Below are 24,607 nucleotides of genomic sequence, written 5' to 3'. Positions count from 1 at the left end.
TGCCACTTATTTAGGGAATTCCCCGTTGGGAAAAACCCCGATGCAAGAAATTCGCTCAGAGAAGGCGCGAGAACCTATACTCTCAACTAATTTGCAAACGCAAATATATTGATACTAACCGGCAAGCGGCGAAAGGTTGGAATACATGCGCACAAGCATCTGCTTGAGCACCTTAACTTCCTCCGCGCTGAAGCCCGCGATGACCACCCTTTCGAACAAAGCGCCAAGCGGGATGGTCTGGGAAGCGAGCTGAGCACCCGGCGCAAGCAGTTGAATTTTGATCGAACGCGCATCCGCAGTGTCGCGGCGGCGGGCAACCAGGCCCTTCTCTTCGAGCGAAGTGATCAGGCGTGACAGCGTGGAGACGTCGATGCTGGTGTGCTCCGCGAGTTCAACAATGGCCTGCTCGTCGCGGTGCGAGAGTGAGGCAAGTACGCGGTAGCCGGGCAACGTAATGTCGAACTGCCGCAGGTACTTCGAGAAGGCTACGCCGATGCCTACGCCAGCACGATTGAGGAGATACGGCACCGATTGCTCGAGGTCGAATCCCTCCGGGACGGCAGTGATAGCAGGCTCAATGCCCCCGGACCTCGGCTTCGCTTCTCGAGCAACGGACTGGGTACTTTTTTTGGTCGGCTTCATGCTGGCGGGTCGGTGGCTGTCCATACAGCGTCGCAGTGTCGGTGCGAAGTGAATTTTAGCATGCACATGCATGTAAGCCTGAGCGGCACCACCGTTTCGGGAACAAACTCTGAGGAGACTATCATGAGCTGGGAAAGTGCATGGGCCGCTTCGCCGGGCGATCTGCCGAACGGCGAACTAGCAGCGCCGGACTTCGATCCGCGCGATCTGCGCAACGCATTGGGGCGCTTTGCTACCGGGGTATGCCTGATCACAACGATGGGATCCGACGGCAAGCGCGAGGGCCTGACCGCGAATTCATTCAGCTCCGTTTCGCTGGAGCCGCCCATCGTCCTGTGGAGCTTGCGTCGCGGCGCCGGCAGCCTTGCCACGTTTATCACCGCAGAACACTTCTGCATCAACGTGCTGCATGCCGATCAGATCGATATCTCCCGCCACTTCTGCCGGCCTCAAATGGACAAGTTCACGGAAATCGAGGACGCATTCGATAGCGGAATCGGGAGCCTGCCCACGCTCAAGGGAGCGCTGGCGACGTTCGAGTGCAAGCGCATCTCCCACCAGGTCGTGGGCGATCACGTGATCTTCTACGGACTCGTGCAGCGTTACACCTACTGCGATGCGAATCCCCTCGCCTTCCACGCTGGCAACTATGCCTGCCTGCAATCGGCTTGATGCCGCTATCGCCCCTTCTACTTGGATAGAATCATGGACCATACAAGTACTTCGTTGGCGGGGACGCAAATGGCCACGCGCGCAGTTCCCGGTGAAGTTGCCTTCTGGTGCGCCCTCGTTGCACTGCTGGATGGATTCGATACGCAGGCCATCGCCTATGTCGCCCCTGTCCTTGCCGAGGCGTGGCGCATTCCCGCGGCTTCCTTCGGTATGGTATTCGCGGCTGGCTTGCTGGGGCTGACCGTCGGCACACTCTTCGTCGGCCCCTATGCCGACAAGATTGGCCGACGGCCCGTGATCATTGGGTCGACTATCTTGTTTGGTGGCTTCGCCCTGGCGACGGCCTACGCCGGCTCCATCGAGCAGGTGCTGGTGCTGCGCTTCCTGACCGGCATCGGGCTGGGCGGCGCCATGCCAAATCTAATTGCCCTGACCTCGGAGGTGTCGTCACCCACAGCCAGGGCGCGTATGGTGACCATCATGTTCTCGGGCTATCCGCTTGGGGCCGTGGTTGGCGGCTTCGCCAGCGCCGGACTGATCGGGAAGTTTGGCTGGCAAGTCGTGTTCTACCTCGGTGGCGGATTACCGCTGCTGGTGGCCCTGGGTCTGCTTCTGCGGCTCCCCGAGTCTCCAAGCTTCGGCGCCGTGTCGCAAAAAACCATTGCGCAAGAGCCGACCTCCGGCGTAGTGACTCCCCCAAGCGTATCCGAGTTGTTCCGAAGTGACCACCGCCGGACCACGCTTCTGGTTTGGCTCGCCTACTTCTGCACGCTGTTGGTTGTGTTCACGATGACTGCCTGGCTTCCGACGCTCCTCAAGCAACGGGGGATGAGCGTGTCGCTTTCCATCGTTACCACCGCACTCCTGAACCTGGGCGGGGTAATGGGTGGCGCCTTGCTAAGTGCGTCCGTTCGTCGTTTCCACCCTTTGTCGCTGATCGCTGCGTCATACGCGGCCGCCGTGTTCGGAATCATCGTCGTCGCGGCAAGCGGTGGCAACAGCCAGTTGCTCATGGTCGCAACCTTCCTGACGGGTGCCGGTCTGGTCGGCTCGCAACTCCTGATGAACGGGGTCGTAACGGAACTCTATCCGACGCGCATTCGCGTTACCGCGGTGGGATGGGCACTTGGCGTGGGGCGCGTCGGAACGGTGCTGGGGCCCTTGATTGGCGGGTTCTTCCTGTCACAAGGGTGGAGCTATCTGGCCATGGTCGCCTGGATGGCCGCGCCAACAGCAGTCGCAGCTCTGGCGGCACTCCTTCTTCGCCGGCAGGCCGCGGCCAAGCGCGAACACGCTGCTTGACACTTCTCTGAGTAACCAATGACGCAGTAACACACTGGTCGGCGACCGCGCCTGCCTGGGTCGCTGCGTGCCCAAATTAACTAGAACAAGAATGGAGGAAACATGAAATTCAGGATTCTGGCGGCCAGCGTGGCCTTCGCAGTGCCTTGCGCAGTCAAAGCCCAAAATGTGACGCTATACGGCGTGGTCGACACCGGCATCGAGTACGTGAACCACATAGGCGCAGGCAACAGCAGCGTGGCCCGCATGGACAATCTGTCCGGCACGGTGCCCTCGCGATGGGGCATGCGCGGCACCGAAGATCTCGGCGGCGGCCTTAAGGCCGCATTCGCGCTCGAATCAGGCTTTGCGCCAGACTCAGGTGTGTCGAACCAGGGCGGCAGGCTGTTTGGGCGCCAGGCTTGGGTGGGCCTTACCGGGCCGTGGGGCCAGGTGGCACTGGGACGGCAGTACACCATGCTGTTCTGGTCGACGCTCGACGCCGACATGCTGGGACCGAACACGTTCGGCTCATCGTCGCTGGACAGCTACCTGCCGAATGCTCGCGCGGACAACGCCGTCTCGTACAAGGGCACGTTTGGAGGCGTGACACTTGGCGCAACCTACAGCTTCGGGCGCGACGGCGCCAATGCGGGGCCAGGACCGGCTGGCACCAACTGCGCCGGCGAGAATCCCGCCGATCACCTCGCTTGCAGGGAGTGGTCGGCCCTGCTGAAGTACGATGCAAGAGCGTGGGGCGTAGGCGCGGCCTATGATTCGCTGCGTGGCGCGCCGGGGGCGTTCGCAGGTCTCACCAACAGCGGGCTGAAAGACGATCGCCTGTCGGTCAATGGCTACGCCAATATCGGCTTGGCCAAGCTGGGCGGGGGCTGGATCCGGCGCGACAACAATGGCAATGCCGCCACGCCCCTCAGCGATCTCTGGTACGGCGGCATCTCGTACGCCGTAACACCGGCATTCAGTGTCGACGGTGAGGTGTTCCATCTGCGCTACCACAGCAGCGCCAATAAGGCCTGGCTATACGCGGCGCGTGGAACGTACGCATTCTCCAAGCGGACCTCCGTGTATGCAACGGCTGGCTTCATCGACAACCGGGGGAGCCTGGCCTTGTCGGTCAGTTCGGGGGCGACGGGGTCAAATCCGGCTCCGGGTGGCAATCAGCTCGGCGCGATGTTTGGCGTGAAACATATCTTCTGAGCCTCCCAAGCCCATGGATGCGCCCGGCATTCGCGAAGAAACGGTTCTGCCCTATAAAGGGAACGGCAGCGCCGCGATGACCGACACGCCTTTGGTGGGAGCGCGCGGCGCGACCGGACGCCACGGTGTAAGCCCATAAGGAGTAAAACGATAATGCGGTGAAACGCTCAGGCAGCGTGGCTTACTTCGCCACGCCCAGCTCGCGCAGCGAACCGCCCAGGCGGGCCGACTCGCTGTCCACGAACTTGCCGAACTCGTCGCCGGTCAGCAGGAACGGGGTCCAGTCATTCTTGGCCAGCGTTTCCTTCCACAGCGGGGTTTCGGTCGCCTTGACCACCGCATCCACCAGCGCCTTGCGTTGCTCGGCGGTGATGCCCGGCGCGCTGTACACGCCGCGCCAGTTGTAGATCTCCACGTTGATGCCCTGCTCCTTGAGCGTCGGGATATCTGCGGTGCGGTCCCTGGAGGTCACGGCCAGGGCGCGCATCCTGCCGCTCTTGATGAAGGGCAGGAACTCGGACACGCCGGCCAGGCCGACGCTCACGTGGCCGCCCAGGATCGAGGCCGACGCTTCACCACCGCCCTGGAAGGGCACGTAGTTGATCTTCTTCGGGTCCACGCCGCTTTCCTTGGCCACCAGGCCCGCCAGGATGTGGTCGATCGAACCCTTGGAGCCACCACCCCAGCTCACGCTGCCCGGGTTGGCCTTGAGTTGCGCGGTCAGGTCCTTCATGGACTTCAGCGGCGAGTTCGCCGGCACGGTGATCACCATGGTGTCGGCGAACAGGCGCGCGATCGGGGTGGCGTTTTTCAGCGTGACCGGGGGATGGTTGGTTTCGATTGCGCCAACCATCACCGCGCCGGTGACGATCATCGCGTTGGGGTTGCCCTTGTCGGGTTTGACGAACTGCGTCAGGCCGATGGTGCCGCCCGCGCCGCCCTTGTTGTCATAAGAGGCCGTCTTGGCCACGCCGGCGGAAACCAGCGCCGCGCCCAGCGAGCGGCCGGTCTGATCGAAGCCGCCGCCCGGGTTGGCGCCGATCATGAACTTCACGCTGTCGAGCGCGAACGCGGGCGCGGGCGCGGCAGCCACGGTGGCGGTGATCGCGGCCGAAGCCATGACGACGTGGGCAAAGCGATGAATCGAACGACGCACTACGGTCTCCTTCTCCTGGGTTAGTGGGAAACCGGATGCAGGACGACGAAACAGACATTGGAAGAGCCGTGCGAAACGCGAGGCATTGTCTCCTGTCCGCAGCACGTCTTGCATGCCGGACTTCTTATAGCTTCTGGGATCGCCGATCGCTATGGCGACTGGCGGAGCGATTCTAGGTGGCTAACCTGTCTGGAACCTGTCAGAAGGCTGTCAGACGTTAAGCCTTCCAGAAGAAACGTCATCTTCTAGGATCTCGTTCTCGACGCAGGCGCAGCGCCACAGGAGACCGCACAGGAGGGCATTGTCAACTTACCGAGAGTGAGACGTGCCGGCGGCAAGTGCGAGCATCGTTCAGATAGGGACCAGCGGATTTTGGACGTGTTCGGTCGAATCGCGCCAGGCAACGAAGCGTGCGGCAAGCTGTTTGCGATATAGCGAGGCGCGAAGCAGATATCGCTTGAGTGCGAAGTGCTGCCGGATAGGGCCGAAGCTCGATAGGAACGCCTGCGTGCGCTTCAGGGCGCGACGGCCGCGCATGCGCCGCTCCCGTTCGCGGGTTTGCTGGTGACTGTTCTCTGCCCGATTGTTCACCCGGGCCGCGGCTTTGACGAACACGTGTTGGACGTTCGCCAACTCCGGGATATCGGCTTTCGCCGCCGGATAGCTGCGCAACTGATCGGTGACGATCTGGCGCTGGGCTGGGCTGGAACGCAGCACGCGCTTGAAAAAACGTTTGGCGGCAGCCTTGTCGCGTCGCTTCTGCAACAGAATATCAAGTTCGGCACCGTGCTCGCCGACCGCCCGCCCGCCACAGCAGGTACGGCTCGGGCTCAGGTTGAACCGGAAGTACCAGAGCACCGCCTGGCTGATGACCACCGCCGGGAAGCGGTGGCCGTGGTAGAGCGATTTCGTCTCCATCATCGCACCACCTTACGCGACCGCCCCATCACCGTGACAGTGCCAGAGGGAGTCAACACCGTCATCATTTCAATCGGCGTTCGCGTAACTTGTCGGCTTCGGCAAATGCCCGCGCCGGGCGATCTCAGAACTGCGCTTCGCTCAACGCATTGACCGGCACCGCGCCCGCCACGATGGCATCGCGCAAACCCGATGCCTGCGACAGGATGTGCTCCGCGAAGAAATGCGCCGTCGAGATCTTGGCGTCGTGGAAGGACGGATCCTCGGCACGCTTCGCATCCGCCGCGAGCATCGCGCGGCCAAGCTGCCAGCCCGAAAACACGATGCCGCAGAGCTTCAAGTAAGGCACGCTGCCGGCAAACACCGCATTCGGATCCGACTTGGCATTGGCCACGACGAACGCCACCACGGTCTCCAGCGCGGCGCGTCCCTTGGCCAGTTGCGCCTGCACCGCGGTGAATGCCGCACCGCCATGCTTGCCCAGCGCCGCCTCGGTCTCGGCGATCTGCGTGCAGATCGCACGGGCCACCGCGCCACCGTCGCGCAGCGTCTTGCGGCCGACGAGGTCGTTCGCCTGGATCGCGGTCGTGCCTTCGTAGATCGGCAGGATGCGGGCGTCGCGATAATGCTGGGCCGCGCCAGTCTCCTCGATGAAGCCCATGCCGCCGTGCACCTGCACGCCGAGGCTGGTCACATCGATGGACAACTCGGTGCTCCAGCCCTTGACGATGGGCACCATGAACTCGTAGAACGCCTGGCTTTGCTTGCGCACCGCGTCGTCGGCATGCTGGTGCGCCGTGTCGCACGCGGCCGCGGCCACATACGCTACCGCGCGCGCGCCTTCGATCAGCGAGCGCATGGTCATCAGCATGCGCTTGACGTCCGGGTGATGGATGATGGCCACAGCCTCGCGCGCGGAACCATCGACCGGACGGCTTTGCACTCGCTCGCGAGCAAAATTCACAGCCTGCTGGTAGGCCCGCTCCGACACGGCGATGCCTTGCATGCCGACCGAGAAGCGCGCCGAGTTCATCATGATGAACATGTATTCCAGGCCGCGGTTTTCCTCGCCGACCAGCGTGCCGATGGCACCACCGTGGTCGCCGAACTGCAGCACGGCTGTGGGGCTGGCCTTGATGCCCAGCTTGTGCTCAATCGACACGCAGTGCGCATCATTGCGCGCGCCCAGCGAACCATCCTCATTCACCAGGAACTTGGGCACGATGAACAGCGAGATGCCCTTGACGCCCTCGGGTGCCGTGGGCGTGCGCGCCAGCACGAGATGGACGATGTTCTGCGCCATGTCGTGCTCACCGTAGGTGATGAAGATCTTGGTGCCGAACACCTTGTAGGTACCGTCGCCCTGCGGCTCGGCGCGCGTGCGCACGGCCGCCAGGTCCGAGCCGGCCTGCGGCTCGGTCAGGTTCATGGTGCCGGTCCATTCGCCGGAGATCAGCTTGGGCAGGAAGGTGGCCTTCTGCGCGTCGCTGCCCGCGGTCAGCAGGGCTTCGATGGCGCCGTCTGTCAGCAGCGGGCACAGCGCGAACGACAGGTTCGCCGTGTTCAGCATCTCGTTGCAGGCGGTAGCGATCAACTTGGGCAAACCCTGGCCGCCAAATTCCTGCGGATGCAGCACGCCCTGCCAGCCACCTTCGCCAAACTGGCGGAACGCGTCCTTGAAACCGGGCGTGGTGGTAACCACGCCGTCCTTCCAGCTGCTCGGATCGGTGTCGCCAATGCGGTTGAGCGGCGCCACCACTTGTTCGTTGAATTTGGCTGCCTCGTCGAGCACCGCCTGCGCCGTCTCCGGCGTGGCGTCCTCGAAGCCGGGCAGCTTGCTGACTGCGTCAAGATCAGCCAGTTCGTTCATCACGAACAGCATGTCCTTGAGCGGGGCACGATAGGTCATTTTTTGGGGACTCCATTTTGGGGACAGGGCGCGGTGCATCTGGCCGGATGCCGGCACCGCATGGTCTGGGTACCGGATCGTAGCGCCCGCCGCGTCATGCGGGAATAACCAAACCTGCCCATTCATTGACAAAACCTGCCGCTCTGCGTCGCGCGGGTCGCTTGCCATGCACCCCGGTTCGATTGGCCTGATTTGTCACTAGTTCGGCCATTCCTGTCAGTGCCGGAGGTGGCGTGCACCTCTAAAATGCCTCGCAGCGGGCGTCGCCATGACCGATGAATGCAACCGACATAACGACAAACCGCCTGTCAGGAGACAAGACTATGGACCTGTTCGGTCAGATGATGTACGCGCCTTTGCAATTATCCGCGCTGCTGGAGCAGGCGGCGCGGCACTCCGGCACGGTGGAAATCGTATCCCGGCGCGTCGAGGGCGACATTCACCGCTATACCTACGGGGACTGCCATGTCCGCGCCATGCGACTGGCCAATGCGCTAACGGGCCGCGGCATCGTGGCGGGAGACCGCGTCGGCACGCTGGCGTGGAACGGCTATCGCCATATGGAGCTGTACTATGGCGTGACCGGCATTGGCGCGGTTTGTCATACCATCAACCCCCGCCTGTTCCCCGAACAGATCGCCTACATCATCAATCATGCCCGCGACCGCGTGGTCTGCTTCGATGCCTCGTTCCTGGGCCTGGTCGAGCAGATCGCGCCGCAATGTCCTCATGTCGAGTCATGGGTCATGCTGTGCGACGCCACCAGCCTGCCGCAAGCACCGGCGCTGCCACTCGAAAGCTACGAGGCCCTGATCGGCGGACAGCCCGGCCATTTCGACTGGCCCCGCCTCGATGAGCAGCTGGCCGCGGTGCTTTGCTACACCTCCGGCACCACCGGCAACCCGAAGGGCGTCTTGTACTCGCACCGTTCGCTTTGCCTGATGGCCTATGCCTCGGCGCTGCCGGACGCGCTTTGCTTGCGTGCGGCGGACTCCGTAGTGCCTGTCGTGCCGATGTTCCATGTCAATGCCTGGGGGCTGCCGTTCTCCGCGGCGCTGGTCGGGGCGAAACTGGTGCTGCCGGGTCCGGCGCTCGACGGCGCGTCCCTGTCGGCGTTGTTCGACCAGGAAGGCGTGACGGTGTCGGCCGGCGTGCCCACGGTCTGGCTCGGCCTGGCCGACCATATGCGCCGCACGGGCAAGCGCTGCAACAGCCTGGAGCGTGTCATCGTGGGCGGCGCGGCATGCCCGCCGCAACTGGCCAAGGCGCTGGGCGAGCTGGGCATCAAGTCAGTACACGCCTGGGGCATGACCGAGCTGTCTCCGGTTGGCTCCGTGTTTTCTCCCTCGCAGGGCTTCGATCAAAAGCCGGAGCAGGAGCGCGCGCAGCTCGAGGCCAAGCAAGGCAGGGTCGTGCCGGGTGTCGAGATGAAGATCGTCGATGCGGATGGTGCCGAGTTGCCGTGGGACGGACGCTCGGCGGGCGACCTGATGGTGCGCGGCCATTGGGTCGTGGAGCGCTACTTCGGCATGGAGGAAACCTGCCTGGAGAATGATGGCTGGTTTGCCACCGGCGATGTCGCCACGATCGACGCCGACGGCTATATGCAGATCACGGATCGCAGCAAGGATGTGATCAAGTCCGGCGGCGAATGGATTTCCTCGATCGAACTGGAAGGCATCGCCGTTGCACATCCGGAGATCGAACTGGCGGCCTGTATCGCCTGCGCCCATCCCAAGTGGGACGAACGACCCCTACTGGTCGCGGTAAGGCGCGCCGGCAGCACGCTCGATGCGCAACAACTACTGGCCTTCTACGAAGGCAAGGTGGCCAAGTGGTGGATCCCGGACGATGTGGTGTTTGTGCCGGAACTGCCGCTGACCGCGACCGGCAAGCTGCATAAGCTGGTGCTCAGGCAGCGTTTCGGCACCCATTACAGTGGTGCCGCCGCCTAGCCGGGCCGCTCAGGCCATGCTGCGGTACGCCTTGGGCGTGCTGCCGGTCCAGTGCCGGAAGGCGCGGTGGAACGCGGTCGGGTTGTCAAAGCCGACGTCATAGGCGATTGCCGCGATGGCGTCGGGCGAACGCGTGAGCCGCTGGATCGCGATATCGCGCCGGACGTCGTCCTTGATCGCTTGGAACGTCGTGCCTTCGTCCGCAAGCCGGCGGCAAAGCGTGCGCACGGAATAATGCAGGTCCTGGGCAACCACTTCCAGCGTCGGCATGGCGGGCAGGCAATCGGCGAGGAATTGCCTGACCCGGTGGCAAACCATCTGGTCGGCAAAGGAGACGAAGATCCAGTCTTCCGGGGCGCGCGCCAGAAATCTCTGCAGGTCGGCCTTGCGTTGCCGCACGGGCATATCAAGATAAGCCGCCTCGAAACGCATGCGTGTCTGTGCGCTACCGAACTGAACCGGCCCCGGAAAGAGAAAGAGGTAGTCCGTTGCGTGCGCGGGACGCGCAAAATCGAACTCCGCCGCAATCAGCGGGATCCGCTTCCCAACCAGCCATGAGGCAATGCCGTGCACCAGCTTCATGATAAGTTCGCGGCCGAGTTCGGTCACGCCGGGGCCCGCCGGATCCGCCACCATGGCAACCCAGCCGCCTTCGCCGTCGCGGCCCGAATCCAGCCGGAAATCATCCAGGATCAGGTGGAAGAACTGGCCGAACCGATGCAGCGCGACTTCCAGCCGCGGGGCGTCGAGCAGGCTCAGGCAAAGGTACTTCAGCGTGCCATTGCGCAAGGGGCGGCTGAAGATGCCCGGCATTTCGTCGTCCAGTTCGGTCGCGAGCAGGCGGTAGAGCGTGGAGAACTGCTCCTCGGTCACGCGGGAGCCAGGGCGGCGCAGCAAGTCGTGGGGGATGCCAGAGCGCTCCGCCAGCCGCTCAATGGCGGCGGGATCGGCGCCCGACAGGAAGCCGTTGACTAGCGAAATGGGAACCGTGCCAGAAATATGACTCAAGGGTGCGTCGACGTCCGGACCGCAACGTCATTTCCGGTGTGACCAGGGGGCATTTATTTTGTCATAAGCTGCGCTAGCTCGTCACTTTTTTGGCTTTTCGGCGATGAGGGCTCTGTCGCAGTAAGGGAGCGAGGCAAGCAGCGCCCCTGGGGTTCAGATATTTGAACTGCCGGACGGCGATGGGAGCTTCCCATTCGGCGTTGATTTCGTGCAGTGCCGCCAAGTTGGCCGAGTTGCCGTCGATGGTTACCGAGTCGGGCTGACCATGGTGCGCAACGGCCTTCTCGAAAATGCACCGCGCCGCAGCCTTGTCGCGCTGGGCGCCCAGCAGAAAGTCGATGGTATGGCCCATCGACACGAAGCAGGATGCGGTTCCGTAGTACTCAGGTACCGGCACCCCCAACTAATGTTCACGTTCGTGAAAGAACCAGTTTTCCCGACACCTGGCCAGCGCGGTTTAGTTCTGCTGCACGGTGGGTTGACAGGATGACGTTCGCCACCGCGTGGTATGGGAGATTCGGCACTATCTGCACAGATTTGCATAGCGAGGACGCTGCACGGCACGAAGTCACACAAGCGCGTCAGTGCGGGATGGGCCGATGCTAAAATTCCGTCCGCCCCTCCCCTGGCAGGTAGCTTGCGCTGCCAAACCCCGATTTAAGGTCGGGACAGGAATCCTGGCGATTAATTGCGTTTTGATGATCAAAGGATGCTCGACATGGACGGTCACCCACCGTGTGGCGGTAGGCCCTCTTATCATCGAGCGGCCCTGCCCAGCCCCCCAGCCATTTGTCGGGGGACTATTTTTCCCCTCGGACAATCCCTCCATTAGCGGGATACTGAAACTGCTGCAATGCAGCATACTTGCCAACTGTTTCGATGCCTTGATGTTGGTGCGCGTGCCGCGCTTGATTAGCTTTCCGGCTACAAGCCCTCCCCGGGGATGCCTTCTCCAACGCGGGAGTCACTAGCAAGGCCGAGGACGGACCGCAAAAAATCCATCTCTTTATATTGCTCAGTACGCGCAAAAACGACTACCCGCTCCATCAATACTGCGAAATGAAAGAAACGCAGATAGAGTGCGGGCAAACTTAGACATGCGGGGACAATACCGCGTCGCTGACGCCAAGAGATCACTCTGGCAGCAACTCCTCAGGCCAACGAAATTCAGCTCGGCAAACGGATTCCGCTGCTCCTGCTCACGCCTCCGGAATCAGAAACTTGTCGCGATTCTTCCCCAGCCACGCCGGTGCACGACCACGTCCGGTCCAAGTGGCGCCGGTCTTCGGGTCCATGTACTTTGGCGGCAGCGAGGTTTTCTCTTTTGCCGGAGCCTTAGCCTGATCGCCAGCTGCCGGGCGCCCGCGGCGTCGTTTCGGTGCCAAGTCCTCAACCGTGAGTTCGTACTCCGCCATTAATCCCTGGATCTTCTCGATAACTCCAGCGATCTCGCTTTGACGAACCTCAGCCAGCTGAGTTTCGAGCTTTTCTTTTTCTGCCAGCAATTGCTTGTAGGTAGCCATGTTGGTCTCCATCAATTAAGAACAGTTCGATATCCTACAGCACATCGCCGAACTTTCATCAACTCCTTGCTTGTAGTCCGCCAGGTACCGTTGAGCCTGTATTTTAGCGAGTGAATTTGGAGCAGGCGGCCAATGTGCAGAATGGTACGGACAAACAAGCATTTCGGCGATAGTCGGCCACCCGAAGCAGAAATTGATGAACAAGAAACCAACAAGGCCCTCGCTGTGACAGTGGCACTGGCAGAATCTGGCTAGGCGAACATCCAACTAGCTGAATGAAGGGTGTTCCAGAAGAGCGACGAAATCGCAGCTCCCTCTCTTTGTGCCACCAAGTCCGCGCCCGCATTCTGCGGTGCCCGCACCTGTCAATCGCCGGGAGGGCCATCGGGCTCGACGCTCCCCTGACGGCTACAATACCGTGAGGGCGCAGGGACTGTGCGCCGAGAATGTGAGTGGAGAAGTAGATGGCGACAGCTCGAGCTGGCACTAAAGGGGAGGCACTAAGACTCCTCGGGACGGAAGGCGTGACGGTGGTGGAACTGGACTATGAGGCTGGCTGGCAAGATGCCATTGAACTTGGTCGGCTCGGCCAGAAGGCAGGGATATGCGTGGAGTATCGCGGGCAAGAGAACATCGCAGTCAAATCTCCGGCGGCATTGGTTGCCGGCCTAATGCGACCAAAAGCGACCTTCCGGCAGCGAAACCTCTATTGCCAGTTTGAGTTGAGCGAACTGCCGACAGCTGAGCTGGAGAGCCTGGAGGCAAAGGCGTCCAAACTGGGGGACTATATCCTCGCAGGGCGTTTAATGCGGGAAGTGGAGGCAGTTTGGGAAGATTAAATCCGTTCCCCCCCAGCCACCGCACTTGGCACGTTAATGCAGAAAGCGCCGGCGAGTGCAGGCCGTCCCAAAAAAGTGCAATGTGCTGTGTAACTATGGTCGAAGCACAGCCTTGAGGCCGCTGATTCCGTTACCCTGCTCTTCGACTGCAGGCAAGCAGACGACAGGCGCTCAACTCAAAGACAGGTGTCCCAGACGGTCAATGTTGCACTGGTACATTCCCAATGCGCGCGTTACGAAGCGCCTTATGCGACGCACCAGACATTCGATAAGACACGACTCAACTACCCGGCCTCCGCGCAGCACTCCACGGATTCCCACGGTCAACTTGAACAGCGCATGAGCGGGATGATGCTGGCGCAATAGTCGTTCGATAGGCGCATCATCACATTGCCCTCGACATTCGCTTGTAGTCACCGCTCACCGGCTCTTTGGCCTCGGCATCAGCACGCTCGCTGCTAGATCGGCCGGCGGCGCACCTACTCGGATAGGTCATTCAACTCGTAGCAGGTACCGCGCCCGCCGGCATCCGATTTCCGCAAGACGCCACGTGCGAGCAGATCCGTGATGTCGCGCAGCGCGGTGTCTGGAGAGCGTTTGGCGATGGCAGCCCACTTGGAACTGGTGGGCTTGCCTTCGAAGCCATTGAGCAGTCGGTTTAGCAGCTTCACTTGCCGCTCGTTCAGTGGCGTGGTCGCTCGGCGCTGCCAGAACCGCGTCTTGACCAGCACAGCATCAAGCGTGTCCTGCGCCTGATCGAGGGCGCGATGCAGCGTATCGAGGAACCAGGCCAGCCACTCGGTGACATCCATCGACCGCTTCTGGATCCGCTCCAGGATATCGTAGTAGGCCTTGCGCTCCCGCTGGCTCTGCGCCGACAGGCTGTAGAAACGCTGCGGACTGCCATCGGCGCGCGCCAGCAGCAGGTCGCCGATCGCACGGGCGATACGGCCGTTGCCGTCGTCAAACGGATGCAAGGTGACAAGCCACAAATGGCCGAGGCCCGCCTTGCACCGGCGGCGGATCGGGCGGGCGTCTCGCTCACGCTGAATACCCTTCTGGCCGTCCAATGGCCAAATCGAGGCCGCCTTCTATAACGCAGGCGTTGCAGCCGCAAATCCCTCGATTCGACTATCAGGCGGATGCCAATGCCTGAAATTGTGTAAATCCTGACCATTCAGAACGGAACATCTCGCATAGCGTGGATGAAGTGGGCGTCCCCCTGATGCGAAACGCCCTCCGTTCGGCTCTCACCCCGCGGCCCTCCGCTGGGAGGTGCATCCCTAGCATTCCAGCCAGAACAGCTCAATGCTGCAAGAAATCCAGCACGGCGTGCGTGAACAGTTCGACCTGTTCGAGGTTCGAAAGGTGCGCAGCGTCCAGTTCGGCATAACGTGCGCCCGGAATCTTCTGCACCAAATACTGGCCGTCGCGCGGCGGCGTGGGGATGTCGCCAGAGCCGGCGATCACCAGCGTCGGGCGGGTGATGCCCGCCACGGCATCGCGCAGATCCGAGTCCCGCACCGCGCGACAGTTGGCGGCGTAGCCGGCAGCATCGGTGGCGGACAACATGGCTTGCAGCAATTGCACCAACGCGGGCTGTCCCGCGGCGTAGCCCGGCGTCAGCCATTTGTCGACCACGGCGTCGGCGATCGAACCCACACCGTCGCGTTCCACCGCAGCTGCGCGATTCGTCCAGTTTTCCGGTGGGCCAATATAGGCAGCCGTGTTGCACAGCACGATCTTGTCGAATCGGCCGGCATGGTTCAACGCAAGCCACATGCCCGTGATACCGCCCATCGAGAGGCCGCAGAAATGCGCGCGATCGATTTTCAATGCGTCGAGCAATGCGATCACATCTTCGCCGAGCTGCGGGATCGTGTACGGACCAGGCGTGACGGACGACTGGCCATGGCCGCGCGTGTCGTAGCGCAGCACGCGGAAGTGTTTAGCGAAGGCCTCGATCTGCGGATTCCACATGTCGAGGTTGGTGCCAAGCGAATTGGCCAGAACGAGGACGGGAAGCGTGTCATCCCCGTCGAGGCGGTAGTGCAGGCGCACGCCGGAAAATTCAGCAAAGGGCATGAACGATAGCAGGTTGAGGGCGCAACGTACAAGGCGCGCACCGGATTGACGGAACGGCAGTCTTAGTTCTGGGCAATGGCCGAGCCGTGCTGGGCCAGCGCCGTGACGCTGATCTCCATGTACGGGTACAGCGGCAGTGACGTCAGCAGCGTATGCAACTCGTCGTTGTCGCGCACATCGAAGATGCTGACGTTGGCGTACTTTCCAGCCACACGCCACAGATGGCGCCACTTGCCTTCCCGCTGCAACTGCTGCGACAGCGCTTTTTCGTTCGCCTTCAGTTTCTCGACGACTTGCGGATCGAGATCGTGCGGAATGCGGACGGTCATTTCGGCCATGAACAACATAGAGGTCTCCTTTTGCTAGCGGTATTGGGGATATTGGGGTGGCCGGTGCCTAACGCCTAGACAGTGGCGACGGGCGTGACGGGCGAACCCATTGCGCCCGGCAACCGCAGCGGCGGCGCGGTGAGGAAAAAGCGCGTGCGGCGGTGGCTGCGCAGCCACGTCGCCAACTCGCGCAGGTACCAGAGTTCGCCAAGCGGCAATCCCAGCTTGAACAGGCAATGGTGGTGCAGCGGCAACGCCGGGGCAGCGCCGGCCGCCTCGCGCGCCGGGAATCGTTCGACGGCGTAGTTATCGGCCGCGATGGCGGCGATGCCGGAGTCAGTGATCCATTGCAGCAGCCGTTCGTCGCGGCCATCTAGCGCGGCGCAACTGTTGTGCAAGCGATGGGGGTCGGGTTCGCGCTGCATTTCCAGCACCATCTCGGCAAAACCGGTGCGCAGTACCAGGATGTCGCCTGATTCGACGTCGACCTGGTGGGCCTCCATCAAGCGCATCAGGTCATCGTAGCCGATCGTCCGGAACTCCCGCCCAAAATACTCTGCCAGGTCAACCAACACGCCACGGCCCTGGATGCTGTGCTCGGCCAGAGTCTCGATGCCCAGCGCATTGGCGCGGCTGTGATCATGTCCGCAAGCGTGAGCAGCGAAACCATCGTCCTCGCGGTAGTCGACTGGTCCGACGATGTCAGCATTGGGACGGTAGCCGTTGTAGTAAACGCGCTCCGGCACGCCATCGCCGTCGGCGTCGAACAGGGCCCCAACATGGGCCAGCGAATCCCACTGGGTCGAATACTGGAGCGACAACAACACTTGGTCGTCGCTGAGCACGTCGGTCGCGCGAGGATCCACCTTGGTGAGGGGAAAGTTGACGTACGCGATATCCTCACGGTACGTGGGGCGCAGTACCGGCGGATGTCGCCGGACGTTGAGGCCGTTGCCGCCGGGATAGTCCAGCGGTAACGACAGGCAGAAGCGCTGGCCGGTGCGGATTTCGCGCGCTGCAGCAAGGATCCGCTCGGCGGTGAGCAGGTTCAGGCGACCGAGCTGGTCGTCGTGGCCGAAGTCGCCCCAGTTGGAGCCTTCCGGCCGATTCTTCCATCGCATGGCTTGCGTTTTCCAGTAGCGGGCTGGGGCGGCATGATGCCATGCCGCGCGCGCGGCGCCGAGGCCTGTCGTTGATAGCGGTTCAGAGGCAGCAGGTGCCCTCGAGATAGGCCTTGCGCCAGCGCGTGATGCGGACCTCGGCGAACAGGCTGACCTTCGTGAAGGGGTCGGCATCGATGAACGATTGGGCAGCTTCGCGCGTATCGACATCGATGATATAGACACCGCCGCCCGCATCGCTGCCGTCGTCGTTCAGCTTGGCACCGCACGCGAGCAGCAGTTGCTTGTGTTGCTCAAGGAACTCGAGGTGGACTTGGCGGGTCGCCTGGCGGACCGTCTGGTGGTTCGGCTTGTCCCAAGTCTCGATAAAGTAAGGCATCTAGCATCGCCTGGTCAATGGCCCGCCGGCAGCGGGCCGTGGCAAAAAAAGAGCGAACGTGTCGTCAGACGATCTGCGCGCCCCACAAGAGCATCGACACAATGAAGATGAAGCCCACCCAGAACATCATGATGACGGTATAGCCCATCACGTCCTTCAGGCTGAGCTTGGACAGCGCCAGCGCGGGCAGGATCCAGAACGGCTGCACAAGATCGTTCCAGGCGTTGCCAAGCATCACCGACATCGAGGTCTGGCTCACGGAGCTACCGATCGCCTTGGCGGCGTCGATCATGAACGGACCTTGTATCACCCAGTGGCCACCGCCCGATGGCGCGAAGAAGTTGATCACAAACGAGCTGACCAGACCCCAGAACGGCAGCGTCTGCGGCGTGGCTATATCGACGAACACGCGCGATATGGTATCGACCAGGCCCGAGCCCGCCATGATAGCCATGATGCCGGCGTAGAACGGGTATTGCAGGATGATGCCGGAGATCGTCTTGATGCCCTCGTTGAGCTTCGCCACGTACTTGACGGGTGTGCCCAGCAGCAGCACGCCGATGAACAGGATCAGGAAGTTGATCAGGTTCAGGTCCAGCGTGCCCCCCTGCGTGAAGTACAGCACGGCGTACGCGAGCCCGCACACGCCAATCACGAGGCTCAGCAACCGGCTGTTGTTCATGCGCCAAGCCAGTGTGCCGTCGCCGCCGATGCTATGCGAGACGGCAGCGGCAGCCTCGGCCTTGTCCTCGGCGCGCGTATCCAACTCGACCACGTCCTTGGCATCGCGTGGGTGCAGCCAGGCGTTGAGCAGCGGCAGCGTGACGATGACTGCCAGGCTGGTTAGCAGCATCGGCGTGGAAAAGATGGTTTCGGACAAGGGGATCACGCCCATCAGCTTTTCCATTGGGTGCCCCTTGGTGGAGATCAGCACCGGGATGCTGGCCGACAGGCCGAGGCCATACATCGTGAAGCCGCTATAGGCTGAGGCGATAATCAGCGGGTAGTGCACGCCCTTGATGCGGCGGGCCAGTTTCTTGGCGATGATGCCGCCGATGACCAGACCGAAGCCCCAGTTCAGGTAGCTGCCAATGCCACCCACCAGGGTGGCGACGATGATGGCGCCGCGCGGCGTGTTGACCTTGCCGACGATCCGGTCGAGCAGGCGGTCGGTCAGTGGCGCGGTGGCCAGCACGTAGCCCATGGCCAAGATCACCGCCATCTGCGTAGTGAACGCGAGCAGATTCCAGAAGCCCTTGCCCCAGCTAACTATCACGGCCGGCGCGGCCTGGCCTTGCACTAGCATCGCCATAACCATCGTCAGCAGCGTCAGCCCGATGGCGAAAACAAACGGATCCGGCAAATACCGGCGCATCAGTTCTGTAAAGAACCCGGCAATCTTGTTCACTTCACTGTCCCCTAAATGTAGCCAAACTCACCATATATCGAACATTAGTTCTATATGCGAACCTTTGTGGCGGTTGCGCGCATCCTAGACGCTTAGGTTTGTGGCGTCAAGTCAACAAAAATGGCGGATTATTGCGTTTTACGAAAATATATGAAATTTGTGCAGTGCGACATTGCGAGTCCAACGAGACCCGGTCGGAGCGGAGCTTGTCTCGTTCGCCGAAACACGCCCGCAGCCTCGATGAAATGGATCCGCGGGATTCATGAGGCTATGTCTATGTATGAATAGACTGTTGAGCTCAAGTTCTGCCCAGATTGCAGAGGTAGACGGACGCGTTTCCATACGACCGCGTCACCCGCGCGGAGCGTTTCGTTGCGTCCTTCTGCGCCTTGGTAGCCGATCCCAACAGTGAATCGTTGCCAGAATCGCAGCGACGCATCCACGCAGCATTCCGAGGCCAAGGGAAACTCGCGATCAACGCCGTTCGGAGGTGCGTCGGCGCGGGAACCGCCAACGGAGCCAGCCATATCTAAGGGCGCCCAGAAGCTAAATCCATGCCCCTTCTGCGGGCAACCGGCCGCCACGAAGACAGGCGGCGATTGGTACGCCGCCGGCTGCACAACCCACATGGCCCCGGGCGTGCTGTGTTGTGCTACGGGCAGTGAACTGTCGCCCGCAGTGCCGATGTTCTACCAGTTCGTCGGCAACCGCATGATGTGGTGGGAGTGCCGGCGCCTGAGTCCAACGGAACCGCATCCTGCTTCATGTGGGCCTTCCGGCCGCCCCTCACACCACGTCGCTCAGCTGACGTGCCGGAATTCCAGAGTGCGCTCTACTCGCCCGAGCCGCTATAATTCCTTCCCTGTCGTCGAGTGCTCGGACTTGGCCGACCGTACTGACGCGCTAGTGCGCGTAGACGGCCTCCCAGGCCTTGAATCCCTTGACCTCAATCGGATTGCCAAATGGATCGATGAAGAACATCGTCCACTGCTCTCCTGGCTCGCCTTCGAATCGAACGTGAGGCTTCAGTACGAAGTCCGTGCCGGCCGCAGTCAGCCGGTCAGCCAGCGCGCTCCATTCCGGGAGCAACAGGATGATGCCGAAGTGCGGCATCGGCACCAAGGCGTTGCCCACCCTCCCGGTGCGCGCCGTCTCGAACGGTTTGCCTAAGTGCAGCGAGATCTGGTGGCCAAAGAAGTCGAAATCAACCCAGGTGTCGGTACTACGACCTTCCTTGCAGCCCAGTACGTCGCCGTAGAAGCGGCGCGCCTCGTCGAGGTCGGTGATATTGAATGCCAGGTGAAAAACGGACTGCGTCATGATTCTTCAGTTTGCTGGGTTAGTGGATAGGAGTGGATAGGAGCATTATGCGCGATGGCCAGGCCGGATGACGGTACCGGCACGCGTGCCGGTCGCCGCCCTGTCGCGCCATGCCAGGCCTCCATTGACGAACACATATGCGATGCCCGTGGCCTGCGCCACCGGCTGTTCGAACGTGGCCGTATCGGCAATGCGCGCGGCGTCAAAGATCGTCACATCGGCGAAGTTGCCTTCGGCCAGAACGCCACGCCCGGCCAGGCCGAAGTGTCGCGCCGTCAGGCCGCTCATCTTGTGGACCGCCGTCTCGAGCGGAAACAGCCCCGCATCGCGACTGTAGTGGCCTAGCACGCGCGGAAATGTGCCCCACAGGCGGGGATGCGGCGCGGGATCGTGAGGCAGACCGTCGGAGCCGATCATGGTCTGCGGAAATGCCAGGATGCGGCGGACATCGGCTTCATCCATCAGGAAGTAGATCGCGCCCGCCGGCTGCAACGCATCGACGGCCTCTTCCTCTGAAAGGCCCATCGCAGCCGCGATCACGTCAAGATCCTGCCCTGCATACTCGGGATGCGGCCGCGAGCGGGTCACGATAACGCGGCTCGACATGGCAAGACGATCTTTGCGCAGGATCGTCGAGCCGGCCTGATACGGATAACAGTCGAGGCCCACGCACCGGTGGCGCATCGCCTGTGCAAGGTGACCGAGCGTTTCCACCGAGCGCCCGTGGTTCTTCGGGCCGATCAGCTTGTGATGCGAAACCACGGTCCGGGCCTCGCCCGCTGCACCGATGGCCACGGCTTCGTCGATGGCCTCGCATACGCGATCGCCCTCATCGCGGATGTGACTGGCATGTACCCCGCCGAAGCCCTGAAGCGCCGCGGCGACCCGCGCCATTTCATCGGTCGGGGCCGACATGGCCGCAGGATAGGCGGCACCGGTCGACATGCCGCAGGCACCGCTGACCATCGCATCGCGCAGCAGCGCCTGCATGGCGGTAATCTCGGTGTCGCTCGCGGCACGGTCCAACCGGTCCATTACCGCCACGCGCAAGGTGGTATGGCCCACCAAGCAGGTCACGTTGACGGCAGGCGCTGCGCGCTCCAACGCATCGAGGTAGTCGCCGAACCCGCTATAGTGGAAGGCCGAAGGGTCGTCGCCGAGCAGGTCCAGCGGCGGCGGCACGACTTGCCCTGGCGCCGCGCGCCACGGCGCCAGGCTGATGCCGCAATTGCCGGTGACAACCGTCGTCACCCCCTGGCTCAGCTTTGCTCGCATCAGCGGGTTCTGCATCAGGTAGCGGTCGTCGTGGGTATGCGCATCGATGAAGCCAGGCGCCACGATGCAGCCTCGCACATCGAGCTCGCACCGGCCGCGTGCCCCGGACAGGTCACCGATAGCCGCAATTCTTAGACCGTCGATGGCCACGTCGGCATCGAAGCGTGGCGACCCGGTGCCGTCGATAACCGTCCCGCCGCGCAGCACTACGTCGAAATCGGCCATGGACGTCAATCCAGCGTAGCGCCAGAGGTGCGGATCACCCCTGCCCAGATCGGACGTTCCTTGCGGGCCAGATCGAATAGCGCACCGCGCGGCCCCGTCGTGACCTCGTACGCCATGTCGGCCAGGCGCGCCTTGATGGCATCTGAGTTGGCAGCCCTGTTGAACGCGCGGTTCAGCAGGTCCAGGATCTGCGGATCGATGCCCGCCGGCGCGACATATCCGGTCCACGCCACGGCCTGATAATCCTTGAGCCCACTCTCGGCCATTGTCGGCAGTTGTGGCAGGCGGCTGTCGCGCTGCCTGCCCGTCACGGCCAGCGGCACGATGGAGCCGTTCTTGAGGTATGGGGAAATCGACGTAATGTTCTCGAACACGAGATCCACCTCGCCGCGCAGCACTGCCAGATCGGCCTCCGGCCCGCCCTTGTACGGAACGTGCGTGATCGAGACGCCGGCCATCGACTTGAACATTTCTGCGCTCAGGTGTCCCGTGGTACCGTTGCCGCCCGAAGCCACGGCCAGCTTGCCGGGCTCGCCCTTGGCCTTGGCGACCAGTTCGGCCACGCTCTTGACGCCAAGGTCCTTGCGCACGGCCAGAACGTTCTGCACGAAGCCGGTCAGCGCCACAGGCGCCAGTTGCTTGTCGGCGTCATACGGCAGCTTCTTGTAGAGTGACTGGTTTATCGCCAGCGTGGCCACGTTGGCAAAGCCAATCGTGTACCCATCAGCCGGCGCATTGACAATGGCCAGTGTGCCGATGATGCCGGACGCACCCACGCGGTTCATGACGACGATCTGTTGGCCGATGTCGCGGCCCACAGCGTCGGCCAGCAGGCGCGACACGATATCAGGCGTGGTGCCAGCGTTGAACGGCACGATCAGGGTGATCGGCCGGTCGGGGTACGCAGCAAAGGCCTGGGCGGAGAGCAGCAGAGACGCAGCCGCTAGTGCCATACGCGCGAACGCACGCAACGAGGTGAACTTGAGAGACATGACGAACAGTTCCTGAATCAGCGGGGGTGGACAGACATCCGACGGGGCTGCAAAGCACGCCGGCATGAGCGCGGTCGTCTCAAAATCCGTGCGAAGCGGCTGCAGTGGGCTGCAGCATCGTTTGTAGGAGCGGCAGGTCAACGTTCCCGCCGGATAGCACGAGAACGGCATCGCGTCCGGCGAGGTCGATCCGGCCCACCAGCAGCGCCGCCAGCGCCACGGCGCCGCCAGGCTCTACGAGTAGCCGCAATTCTTCGAGCGCGAAACGGATTGCGGCGACCACTTCGTCATCGCTGACCGCCACCGCCGCATCGAGATAGCGGCTATTGATCGCAAAGGGCAGTTCGGCGGGCGTGACCGCCTGCAGGGCGTCGCACAGCGATGTCGCGCCCGCTGCGTTGGTCTCGCGCTGGCCGCTGCGCAGCGAGCGCATGGTATCGTCGAATGCAGCTGGCTCGGCCGCCACGAGTCTGGTGCCCGGACTCAACGCTTCGATCGCCACGCCGCAGCCGGCCAGCATGCCGCCGCCACCGCACGGCGCGGCAAACGTGCCGAGGTTTTCGCGCGCAGCGTGCGGCAGATCCTGCAGCGCCTCCAGCGCAAGCGTGCCCTGCGCCGCCAGCACGTCGGGGTGGTCCCCGGGCGGCACAAGCGTACCGCCGGTTTCGCCCAGCAGCCGCATGCCGATCGTCTCGCGGCTTTCGTGTCGGCGGTCGTAGAGCACGACCCGTGCACCCTGTGCCAGCGCGCGCTCCACCTTGTTGCGCGGCGCGTCGGCCGGCATCACGATCGTGGCGGCCACGCCGAGCTGCTTCGCACTCCAAGCAATGGCCTGGCCGTGATTGCCGGTCGAATAGGCGATGACGCCGCGCGCCCGTGTAGCGTCGTCCATCGCCAGCAACGCATTGAACGCGCCGCGTGCCTTGAACGAGCCCGTGACCTGCAGGCACTCAGGCTTGATCCAGACCGGTGCGCCGGCCAGCGCATCAAGCCTGGCATTGCGCAGCAGCGGTGTCCTGACGATATGCGGGGTGAGCGCTCGCGCCGCACGTTCCACGTCGGCAAAAACAGGCAGGCGCATTTCGCCAAGCATCTCGTGGCGAATCGATGCCGGTAGCGCCGGCCTTGCCTGGGTGACGATCGTTTTCATGGGGCAGCTCCTTCAGACAGACGCCGGCGTCCAGACCTGTGGCGCTTCGCTGCCGGTCTGCCCCGTAATGCGGCCATAGGCTTCCACACGGCGGTGCAATCCGAAATTGAAGACTGTGGAGCGGCCCAGTTCGCACAGGTCGAGGTTGCAGTCGGCCACGACCAGTTCGTCATCCCACGTGGTGGCCTGCGCCATGATCTCGCCCTGCGGGTTGACGATGATCGAATGGCCGAACATCTCGTGACCGTCCTCAGTGCCTGCTTTGGCCACGGCAGCCGCGAACGTTGCGTTCTGGTAGCAGCCGGCTTGGATCGAGAGCTGCGAATGGAACACGCGCAGATGGTGGGCCTCGAAGCCACGGTTCTCCTGGTTCATGCTGGGCGTGTTGTAGCCCAGCATGACCAGTTCCACCTGCTGCAGGCCAAGCACCCGCCAGGATTCGGGCCAGCGGCGGTCGTTGCAGATCATCATGCCCACGTTCACGTCCACTTCGCCAATCGGCGCACGCTTGACCGGGAATCCAAGGTTGCCGATCTCGAAGTAGCGCTTCTCCAGATGTTGCACCTTGCGATGTGCCGCATATTCGGCATGGCCGGGCAGATGGACCTTGCGGTACTTGAGCACAACCTCGCCGGAAGGCGCGATCACGACTGACGTATTGAACCGGCGCTTGCGCACCACGCCAGTCTCGTCGGGCTCGAAAGCGATTTCGGCGTAACCCAGGTAGACGGTCAGCCCGTAGCGGCGAATCGCGTCGAACAGCGACTGCGTGGCCGGTGACGGCAATTCGGCCTCGTACCAGCCGTCGGCGTCAGCCAAATCTTCTTGATACCAGCGCGGAAAGAACGTGGTCAGCGCCAGTTCTGGGAACACGACAACCTGCGCCCCACGCTGGTGCGCGCGTTCGAGCAACCGCACCATGCGGCCAACCGCGACGTCGCGGCCCTCGTGTTTCTGGATCGGGCCGAGTTGCGCAGCCGCTACGGTGATGAGTCTGGTCATGAATCGGGGGTGCTTGGAGCATCAGGCGTTGAAGGCAAGGTCAGTGTAGGGAGCTCCCCGCCGTGCCGGAAGCGCGCGGCCCGCGCGCCGCGCCGCCCTGCGCCAATGCACGTCTTGCGTGTCATGCCCTTGGTTGACAAGGCAAAGCGCGGCATCGCGGGTGTCCCCGCCGCGCCCGGCTCATAACCTCGCGTTATGGT

The 24,607-nt window shown here is 62.7% G+C and carries 21 protein-coding genes and 2 pseudogenes; 5 read left to right on the top strand and 18 right to left on the bottom strand.

Features of this window, described 5'->3' with window-relative positions; all coding sequences use genetic code 11:
• Positions 1 to 114 precede the first annotated feature (114 nt).
• The gene (locus ACX12D_RS36675) at positions 115 to 642 is read right to left on the bottom strand and encodes a MarR family winged helix-turn-helix transcriptional regulator (RefSeq protein WP_459376732.1); all 528 of its coding nucleotides are present in this window, start codon (positions 640 to 642) and stop codon (positions 115 to 117) included.
• Between the two features lie 123 nt (positions 643 to 765).
• Here ACX12D_RS36675 and ACX12D_RS36670 point away from each other — a divergent pair, with 123 nt between their 5' ends.
• From ACX12D_RS36670 to ACX12D_RS36660, 3 genes are all read left to right on the top strand, one after another.
• On the top strand, positions 766 to 1,314 hold the full coding sequence (locus ACX12D_RS36670; protein ID WP_459377428.1) for a flavin reductase family protein: 549 nt from the start codon (positions 766 to 768) through the stop codon (positions 1,312 to 1,314).
• Between the two features lie 33 nt (positions 1,315 to 1,347).
• The gene (locus ACX12D_RS36665; protein WP_459376731.1) at positions 1,348 to 2,616 is read left to right on the top strand and encodes an MFS transporter; all 1,269 of its coding nucleotides are present in this window, start codon (positions 1,348 to 1,350) and stop codon (positions 2,614 to 2,616) included.
• A gap of 102 nt (positions 2,617 to 2,718) precedes the next feature.
• Positions 2,719 to 3,813 carry a porin gene (locus tag ACX12D_RS36660; protein WP_459376730.1) on the top strand — a complete coding sequence of 365 codons (1,095 nt, stop codon included), beginning with the start codon at positions 2,719 to 2,721 and terminating at the stop codon, positions 3,811 to 3,813.
• 181 nt (positions 3,814 to 3,994) lie between these two features.
• On the opposite strand, the gene ACX12D_RS36655 is transcribed toward ACX12D_RS36660, so the two are convergent.
• The 3 genes from ACX12D_RS36655 to ACX12D_RS36645 all read right to left on the bottom strand — a co-directional run bounded on the left by ACX12D_RS36655 (position 3,995) and on the right by ACX12D_RS36645 (position 7,796).
• A complete protein-coding gene (locus ACX12D_RS36655) occupies positions 3,995 to 4,969 on the bottom strand; it encodes a tripartite tricarboxylate transporter substrate binding protein (protein WP_459376729.1) in 975 nt (324 codons plus the stop codon).
• Positions 4,970 to 5,320: 351 nt separating this feature from the next.
• Positions 5,321 to 5,890 carry a DDE-type integrase/transposase/recombinase gene (locus ACX12D_RS36650; RefSeq protein ID WP_459376728.1) on the bottom strand — a complete coding sequence of 190 codons (570 nt, stop codon included), beginning with the start codon at positions 5,888 to 5,890 and terminating at the stop codon, positions 5,321 to 5,323.
• Between the two features lie 121 nt (positions 5,891 to 6,011).
• Complete coding sequence (locus tag ACX12D_RS36645; RefSeq protein WP_459376727.1) at positions 6,012 to 7,796, bottom strand: acyl-CoA dehydrogenase; 1,785 nt, start codon at positions 7,794 to 7,796, stop codon at positions 6,012 to 6,014.
• A gap of 323 nt (positions 7,797 to 8,119) precedes the next feature.
• On the opposite strand from ACX12D_RS36645, the gene ACX12D_RS36640 reads away from it, so the two are divergent.
• Positions 8,120 to 9,751: a 3-(methylthio)propionyl-CoA ligase gene (locus ACX12D_RS36640; protein WP_459376726.1), complete on the top strand. Its 1,632-nt coding sequence runs from the start codon at positions 8,120 to 8,122 to the stop codon at positions 9,749 to 9,751.
• A 9-nt stretch (positions 9,752 to 9,760) separates the two neighbouring features.
• Here the strand turns inward: ACX12D_RS36640 and ACX12D_RS36635 are convergent, their stop codons facing one another.
• From ACX12D_RS36635 to ACX12D_RS36625, 3 genes and pseudogenes are all read right to left on the bottom strand, one after another.
• Entirely contained in the window at positions 9,761 to 10,750 is a 990-nt protein-coding gene (locus tag ACX12D_RS36635) for an AraC family transcriptional regulator (RefSeq protein WP_459377427.1), read from the bottom strand.
• Positions 10,751 to 10,832: 82 nt separating this feature from the next.
• Positions 10,833 to 11,108 (bottom strand): annotated as a pseudogene (locus ACX12D_RS36630) (DDE-type integrase/transposase/recombinase); the annotation flags it as partial.
• Between the two features lie 850 nt (positions 11,109 to 11,958).
• Positions 11,959 to 12,282 (bottom strand): H-NS histone family protein, encoded by a 324-nt coding sequence (locus ACX12D_RS36625; RefSeq protein ID WP_150984888.1) that lies wholly within the window; start codon positions 12,280 to 12,282, stop codon positions 11,959 to 11,961.
• Between the two features lie 464 nt (positions 12,283 to 12,746).
• Between ACX12D_RS36625 and ACX12D_RS36620 the strand changes: the two genes are divergently transcribed.
• Entirely contained in the window at positions 12,747 to 13,121 is a 375-nt protein-coding gene (locus tag ACX12D_RS36620) for a PHA-granule associated protein 4 (RefSeq protein ID WP_459376725.1), read from the top strand.
• A gap of 479 nt (positions 13,122 to 13,600) precedes the next feature.
• On the opposite strand, the pseudogene ACX12D_RS36615 reads toward ACX12D_RS36620, so the two are convergent.
• The 11 genes and pseudogenes from ACX12D_RS36615 to ACX12D_RS36565 all read right to left on the bottom strand — a co-directional run.
• Positions 13,601 to 14,131, bottom strand: a pseudogene (locus tag ACX12D_RS36615) (Fic family protein); the annotation flags it as partial.
• Between the two features lie 295 nt (positions 14,132 to 14,426).
• Positions 14,427 to 15,206, bottom strand: a complete 780-nt coding sequence (pcaD, locus tag ACX12D_RS36610) for a 3-oxoadipate enol-lactonase (protein WP_459376724.1) — start codon at positions 15,204 to 15,206, stop codon at positions 14,427 to 14,429.
• A 62-nt stretch (positions 15,207 to 15,268) separates the two neighbouring features.
• Positions 15,269 to 15,553: a muconolactone Delta-isomerase gene (gene catC / locus ACX12D_RS36605; protein ID WP_459376722.1), complete on the bottom strand. Its 285-nt coding sequence runs from the start codon at positions 15,551 to 15,553 to the stop codon at positions 15,269 to 15,271.
• A 56-nt stretch (positions 15,554 to 15,609) separates the two neighbouring features.
• Entirely contained in the window at positions 15,610 to 16,656 is a 1,047-nt protein-coding gene (locus ACX12D_RS36600) for a cyclase family protein (protein WP_459376721.1), read from the bottom strand.
• Positions 16,657 to 16,738: 82 nt separating this feature from the next.
• Positions 16,739 to 17,035 carry a YciI family protein gene (locus ACX12D_RS36595; protein WP_459376719.1) on the bottom strand — a complete coding sequence of 99 codons (297 nt, stop codon included), beginning with the start codon at positions 17,033 to 17,035 and terminating at the stop codon, positions 16,739 to 16,741.
• 64 nt (positions 17,036 to 17,099) lie between these two features.
• The gene (locus ACX12D_RS36590; RefSeq protein WP_459376718.1) at positions 17,100 to 18,443 is read right to left on the bottom strand and encodes a short-chain fatty acid transporter; all 1,344 of its coding nucleotides are present in this window, start codon (positions 18,441 to 18,443) and stop codon (positions 17,100 to 17,102) included.
• Between the two features lie 903 nt (positions 18,444 to 19,346).
• The gene (locus ACX12D_RS36585; protein ID WP_459376717.1) at positions 19,347 to 19,763 is read right to left on the bottom strand and encodes a VOC family protein; all 417 of its coding nucleotides are present in this window, start codon (positions 19,761 to 19,763) and stop codon (positions 19,347 to 19,349) included.
• Positions 19,764 to 19,808: 45 nt separating this feature from the next.
• Positions 19,809 to 21,263, bottom strand: coding sequence for an N-acyl-D-amino-acid deacylase family protein (locus tag ACX12D_RS36580; RefSeq protein WP_459376716.1), 1,455 nt, complete (start codon positions 21,261 to 21,263; stop codon positions 19,809 to 19,811).
• Positions 21,264 to 21,268: 5 nt separating this feature from the next.
• On the bottom strand, positions 21,269 to 22,255 hold the full coding sequence (locus ACX12D_RS36575) for a Bug family tripartite tricarboxylate transporter substrate binding protein (RefSeq protein ID WP_459376715.1): 987 nt from the start codon (positions 22,253 to 22,255) through the stop codon (positions 21,269 to 21,271).
• A 79-nt stretch (positions 22,256 to 22,334) separates the two neighbouring features.
• The gene (locus ACX12D_RS36570; protein WP_459377426.1) at positions 22,335 to 23,348 is read right to left on the bottom strand and encodes a threonine ammonia-lyase; all 1,014 of its coding nucleotides are present in this window, start codon (positions 23,346 to 23,348) and stop codon (positions 22,335 to 22,337) included.
• A 69-nt stretch (positions 23,349 to 23,417) separates the two neighbouring features.
• Positions 23,418 to 24,407 (bottom strand): N-carbamoyl-D-amino-acid hydrolase, encoded by a 990-nt coding sequence (locus ACX12D_RS36565; protein ID WP_459376714.1) that lies wholly within the window; start codon positions 24,405 to 24,407, stop codon positions 23,418 to 23,420.
• Between the last annotated feature and the right edge of the window lie 200 nt (positions 24,408 to 24,607).

The sequence above is a fragment of the Cupriavidus sp. PET2-C1 genome (assembly GCF_054515855.1).
The sequence above is the reverse complement of the archived record's forward strand: the minus strand, read 5'-3'. Positions and strand labels throughout refer to the sequence as shown.

What these genes read in the sequence shown, in the direction of transcription:
- ACX12D_RS36675 (WP_459376732.1), bottom strand. Translation starts at nt 642, where the DNA reads ATGAAGCCGACCAAAAAAAGTACCCAGTCCGTTGCTCGAGAAGCGAAG.
- ACX12D_RS36670 (WP_459377428.1), top strand. Translation starts at nt 766, where the DNA reads ATGAGCTGGGAAAGTGCATGGGCCGCTTCGCCGGGCGATCTGCCGAAC.
- ACX12D_RS36665 (WP_459376731.1), top strand. Translation starts at nt 1,348, where the DNA reads ATGGACCATACAAGTACTTCGTTGGCGGGGACGCAAATGGCCACGCGC.
- ACX12D_RS36660 (WP_459376730.1), top strand. Translation starts at nt 2,719, where the DNA reads ATGAAATTCAGGATTCTGGCGGCCAGCGTGGCCTTCGCAGTGCCTTGC.
- ACX12D_RS36650 (WP_459376728.1), bottom strand. Translation starts at nt 5,890, where the DNA reads ATGATGGAGACGAAATCGCTCTACCACGGCCACCGCTTCCCGGCGGTG.
- ACX12D_RS36645 (WP_459376727.1), bottom strand. Translation starts at nt 7,796, where the DNA reads ATGACCTATCGTGCCCCGCTCAAGGACATGCTGTTCGTGATGAACGAA.
- ACX12D_RS36640 (WP_459376726.1), top strand. Translation starts at nt 8,120, where the DNA reads ATGGACCTGTTCGGTCAGATGATGTACGCGCCTTTGCAATTATCCGCG.
- ACX12D_RS36625 (WP_150984888.1), bottom strand. Translation starts at nt 12,282, where the DNA reads ATGGCTACCTACAAGCAATTGCTGGCAGAAAAAGAAAAGCTCGAAACT.
- ACX12D_RS36620 (WP_459376725.1), top strand. Translation starts at nt 12,747, where the DNA reads ATGGCGACAGCTCGAGCTGGCACTAAAGGGGAGGCACTAAGACTCCTC.
- pcaD (WP_459376724.1), bottom strand. Translation starts at nt 15,206, where the DNA reads ATGCCCTTTGCTGAATTTTCCGGCGTGCGCCTGCACTACCGCCTCGAC.
- catC (WP_459376722.1), bottom strand. Translation starts at nt 15,553, where the DNA reads ATGTTGTTCATGGCCGAAATGACCGTCCGCATTCCGCACGATCTCGAT.
- ACX12D_RS36600 (WP_459376721.1), bottom strand. Translation starts at nt 16,656, where the DNA reads ATGCGATGGAAGAATCGGCCGGAAGGCTCCAACTGGGGCGACTTCGGC.
- ACX12D_RS36595 (WP_459376719.1), bottom strand. Translation starts at nt 17,035, where the DNA reads ATGCCTTACTTTATCGAGACTTGGGACAAGCCGAACCACCAGACGGTC.
- ACX12D_RS36585 (WP_459376717.1), bottom strand. Translation starts at nt 19,763, where the DNA reads ATGACGCAGTCCGTTTTTCACCTGGCATTCAATATCACCGACCTCGAC.
- ACX12D_RS36580 (WP_459376716.1), bottom strand. Translation starts at nt 21,263, where the DNA reads ATGGCCGATTTCGACGTAGTGCTGCGCGGCGGGACGGTTATCGACGGC.
- ACX12D_RS36575 (WP_459376715.1), bottom strand. Translation starts at nt 22,255, where the DNA reads ATGTCTCTCAAGTTCACCTCGTTGCGTGCGTTCGCGCGTATGGCACTA.
- ACX12D_RS36570 (WP_459377426.1), bottom strand. Translation starts at nt 23,348, where the DNA reads ATGCTTGGCGAAATGCGCCTGCCTGTTTTTGCCGACGTGGAACGTGCG.
- ACX12D_RS36565 (WP_459376714.1), bottom strand. Translation starts at nt 24,407, where the DNA reads ATGACCAGACTCATCACCGTAGCGGCTGCGCAACTCGGCCCGATCCAG.